The following is a 5,099-nucleotide window of genomic DNA, read 5'->3' on the forward strand; positions in this document are numbered from 1 at the left end:
AGGGCTGTGACCATGATCGGCGATCGGTCAAGGCAAACTGCCACCAAGTCACCGGCGCCTATGCCCCTGGCTTGCAAATAAAGAGCCAACTGACGGCTGGCCAGCTCCAACTCACCATATGAGATGACCTTGCCTTCATGCAACAAAGCGGGGGCATCGGGGGTACTTTGAGCCTGACTTTCAAACAGTTGATGCAAACACCGATCTGCAGCCAATTCAACTCCGGTGTCGTTGAATGCAATCAACAACTGATCTTTTTCAGACTGATCCAGGAAATCAATGGCCCCGATGTTGGTATCCGCAGCGACCAAGACAGCCTCGCACAAAGCCACATAATGATGAGCCATTTTGGCAATGGTTTCAGGCTTGAACAGGCCGTTGTTGTATTTCAGAAACCCTTCCAGATGGCCTTTGTGATGTGGTTCGAACTCCATTGAAATATCAAACAAACTGTTGTGCACATCAAGTGGGTAAGACTCAAAAGTTGAAACCAGGTCCGCCGATTCAGTGTTTTGCAAAATGAACATGATCTGAAACAATGGGTTCTGGTCTTGTATCCTCTCCGGTTGTACTGCATCCACGACTTTTTCAAAGGGTGCATCCTGGTTTTCATAGGCTTCCAAACAGGTGTGCTTAACGGCAATCAAGGTATCAACAAAATCATCCTCTTTATTGAATTGAGAACGAAACACCAGGGTGTTAACAAACATACCAACCAATGCCTGAGTTCCCTCATATTGGCGGTTTGCAATCGGGCTGCCAATACAAATGTCCTGCTGGCCTGTATAGCGCCACAACAGCACTTTAAAGACCGTCAATAAGTGCATGAACAAAGTGCAACCATGCTGTTCTGCATAATCATTCATGCGGGTGACCAACGAGGCTGGTAATTCGAACCGATGAACCGCCCCTGACACATTCAAGGAATCTTTGCGGGGGTAATCAGTGAGCAACTCCAGCGAGGCTGGCACACCCGACAATTTGTTTTGCCAGTAAGCCAGTTGCGCTTGCAATAAGTCGCTGTCTTCCAGCCAATGCCTTTGCCAAGCAGCAAAATCAACATACTGAAAGTCCAGTGGTGGTAACTGCACCGCTTGCCCATTCTTCAAGGCATCCAATACCAGGGACAATTCTTTGAACAGCACGCCAACGGACCAACCATCCATGATGGTGTGATGGAAATTCAATAAAATAACAGATTGTTTACCATCCAGTTTAAACAAGATACCACGCATCAACGGCCCTGTCGCAAGGTCAAAGGGTGTGGCCGCTTCAGCCTCACACATTTCACGCAATTTCAGCTCACGCTTGCGTTTGTTGCGGTGGCGGGTCAAATCCACCAATTCCAGGTTCATTCGCCAATCTGGCAAGACTTCCTGGCTGGCTTGACCGGCGTCATTCACGAACACGGTTCGTAAACTTTCATGCCGTTCAATCAATATATTCAGGGCTTGTTCGATGTGTTTAACCGCTGCCTGATCTTTCAGGTAAAAGGCACCTGGCAGGTTGTAGGTGGTGTCTCCCGGATAAAGTTGATCGAGGAACCACAAACGTTCCTGAGCAAAACTCAACGGCAGCTGGTTCACTTTCTCTCTGTCGATCACTTCAATTGACTTGATTTCAGTGACACTGGCTGATGACAAATGATGCACAAACTGAGCCACTTGTGGGTTATCAAATAAGGTTCGAAGTGATACTTCAAGGTTGATTTGGTTGCGGATTTTGGATATCACTTGAGTAGCCAGCAGAGAATGACCACCCAAATTAAAGAAGCTGTCATACACCCCGATGACTTCGGGTTTCAAGCCCAGAACGCTGGCCCAAATATCGACCATGACGGCTTCTGTTTCATTGCGTGGTGCGACATACCCAGCGTCGGCTGTTCGCTCAACTTCATGGTTTTCCAATGCTTTGCGGTCCACCTTGCCATTGGGTGTCAAAGGAATGCTGTCAAGGCCAACAAAAACCGAAGGGACCATGTACTCAGGGAGCGTGGTTTGCAAATACCCGCGCAGTTTTTCTGGCTCGATTGAGGCCAGTTCGGCTTCGCTGTCAGCGGTGTAAAATGCAACCAGGGTTTTGTTGCTCTGATCACCTTGAGCCACAACCACACAATCAGCGATCTGCTCATGCTTGAACAATGTGGACTCAATTTCACCTGTTTCGATTCTGAACCCACGGATTTTAACCTGTGTGTCGATGCGGCCCAGGTATTCAAGGTTGCCATCGGCCAGCCAACGAACCAAATCCCCACTGCAATACATCCGGCTGCCAGTTTGGTATGGGTTATCGATGAATTTCTCTGCCGTTAAATCGGGGCGGTGTAAATAACCACGGGCCAGACCTTCACCTGCAATGTGCAGTTCCCCGGGTACGCCAACAGGCACCTGATTTCCCCATTGATCCAGAACATGCAGTGCAGTGTTGGCAATGGGTTTGCCAATGGGCAATTCCGGGTAGTCCAGCACGTCATTGGCCCTGACCATCGAGCTGATGATGGTGGTTTCTGTTGGACCATAGGTGTTATACAAATTTAATTCAGGGTACTTGGTAAGGCACTCTTTTGACTTTTGTTTGTCCAGTTTTTCACCACCGACGATGATTGTTTTGATAGGTGACAAATCAAATCCAGCGCTGACCAATTGATGGAAAAACGCGGTGGGTAAATTAAATGCAGTGACGCCAAACTGTTTAACCACAGCCGCTAAACCGTGCATGGAAAGCAATTCATCCTTGTCCGCGAGAACCAGCCGGGCCCCCACACTCAACACCACGAACACCTCTTCAATGAATAAGTCAAAACCCATGCTGGCGAATTGTATTTGTACATCGCTGGCGTCCAAGCCATACTGTTTACTGACATAAAGGGTGTGGTTGATCACACTTCTGTGTTGGATCATCACCCCTTTGGGTTGGCCCGTTGAACCAGATGTATAAATCACATAAGCCAGGTTTTCAGGTTTAACCGGTTTGCGGGGTTCGGTATCAGGACTGTTCCAGTCAGTGGTTGCTGACTCAATGGTTTGCCAGTCACCGATGTCAATGCACAAAACTTCATTGTCAGCCAGGTCCTGTATTTTTGAGGACAAACTGGCTTCAGTGACGATGACTTTTACACCGCTGTCGTTGAGCATGTAATTTAACCTTTGGTCCGGGTAGCCGGGATCCAATGGTACATAGGCACCGCCAGCCATCATGATGCCGATGATACCCACCAACATCATTTCTGAACGATCAATGTATAAACCAACCAGTTCATCTGCCAGGACGCCTTTTTGTTGCAAATAGCAGGCAAACTGCTGACTCTTATCGTGCAGTTGTTGATAGGTCAATTGGGCGTCATTCAACACCACCGCTATGGCATTTGGGTCCTGTTTAACCTGATTGATAAACAAATCATGTAAACAGGTGTTTTCAGGAAGCGCCATGGCCGTGTCATTGAAAGTCGATAACTGCTGTTTTTCGGCGTCTGTCAAGTAATCAAGGTAAGCTATTTTACTGTCAGCCGCAAGCAGAACAGCTTCACACAAAGCCTCAAAATGAGCGGCCATTCTGGCAATGGTTTCCGCTTTGAACAAGCCATCGTTGTATTTCAAAAAGCCAGACAGGTGACCCTCAAAATGCGGTTCAAACTCCATCGAAATGTCAAATAAACTGTTGTGGATATCCAGCGGGTATGGCTCATGAGATGAGACCAGGTCTGCTGATTCAGTATTTTGCAAAATAAACATCACCTGGAACAATGGGTTCTGATCCTGAATCCGCTCTGGCTGGACTGCATCAACCACTTTTTCAAAGGGCGCATCTTGGTTTTCATAGGCTTCCATGCAGGTTTGCCTGACGGAATTGAGGGTGTGAACATAATCATCGGTTTCATTGAACTGGGTTCTTATCACCAATGTATTAACAAACATGCCCACCAATGCTTGGGTGCCTTCATAATGGCGGTTGGCAATGGGGGTGCCAATACAAATGTCTGATTGACCAGTGTATCGCCACAGCAATACCTTGAACACCGACAATAATTGCATGAACAAGGTACAGCCATGCTGTTCAGCAAAACTATTCAATCTCGAAACCAGCGATTGATCCAGCTCAAATCGATGCACACCGCCGGTCACATTCAATGCTTCCTTGCGCGGAAAGTCAGTCAGTAATTCAAGTGAAGCAGGTGCTCCAGCCAATTGAGTTTGCCAATATTTCAATTGGGATTGCAACAGATCACTGTTTTCCAGCCAGCTTCGCTGCCAAACAGCAAAATCAGCGTATTGAAATTCCAATGCGGGCAGTTGTACTTTTTGTTGCTTGTTTAAAAAACCCAACACCTGGGCCAATTCTTTGAACAATACACCTACGGACCAACCGTCCATGATGGTGTGATGAAAGTTCAGTAAAATCACCGAATTTTGATCATCAAGTTGAAACAACAGGCCTCTCATCAAAGGCCCTTTGGCCAAATCAAATGGCGTGGTTGCCTCTGCGAGACACAGCTCTTGTAATTTTTTCTGTTGGTTATTGTGGTTGCGGTAACGGGTTAAATTAACAACTTCCAGGTTCAATCGCCAATCGGGGATTATTTGTTGACTGGCTTTGCCTTGTTCATTGACGAAAATCGTTCGCAAACTTTCGTGTCGTTCCACCAAAATATTCAAGGCCAATTCAATGTGATCAAGTGAAGTCTGGTCCCTCAAATAGAAGGCTCCGGGGACATTGTAACTGGTGTCGCCCGGATCCAATTGATGCAGGAACCACAACCGTTCCTGGGCAAAACTCAATGGCAGCTGATCCACTTCCGTTCTGTCGACCACTTCAATGGGTTTGATTTTTGTTGTATCGGCGGTGATCAGGTGATGCACAAATTGATCGATTCGGGGGTTTTCAAAAAGTGTGTTGAGAGACACTTCCAAGTTGAATTGCTTGCGTATTTTGGAAACCACCTGGGTAGCCAACAGTGAGTGACCGCCAAGGTCAAAAAAACTGTCGTGGACACCAATGACATCATTTTTAAACCCCAGCACTTCAGACCAGATATCAACCAAAGCAGCCTCAGTGTCATTGCGCGGAGCCACATAACCTGCCTCAGCAGTCAATGTCACGTC

1 protein-coding gene is annotated in these 5,099 nt (G+C 47.1%); it reads right to left on the reverse strand.

The genetic code is table 11. The annotated features are described in order from the left end of the window. Positions 1 to 5,099 (reverse strand): non-ribosomal peptide synthetase (locus B0475_RS17180; RefSeq protein WP_157893047.1); only part of this gene is annotated, 5,099 nt, incomplete at both ends.

The sequence above is a fragment of the Marinicella sediminis genome (genome assembly GCF_002000055.1).
GTDB classification, from domain to species: domain Bacteria; phylum Pseudomonadota; class Gammaproteobacteria; order Xanthomonadales; family Marinicellaceae; genus Marinicella; species Marinicella sediminis.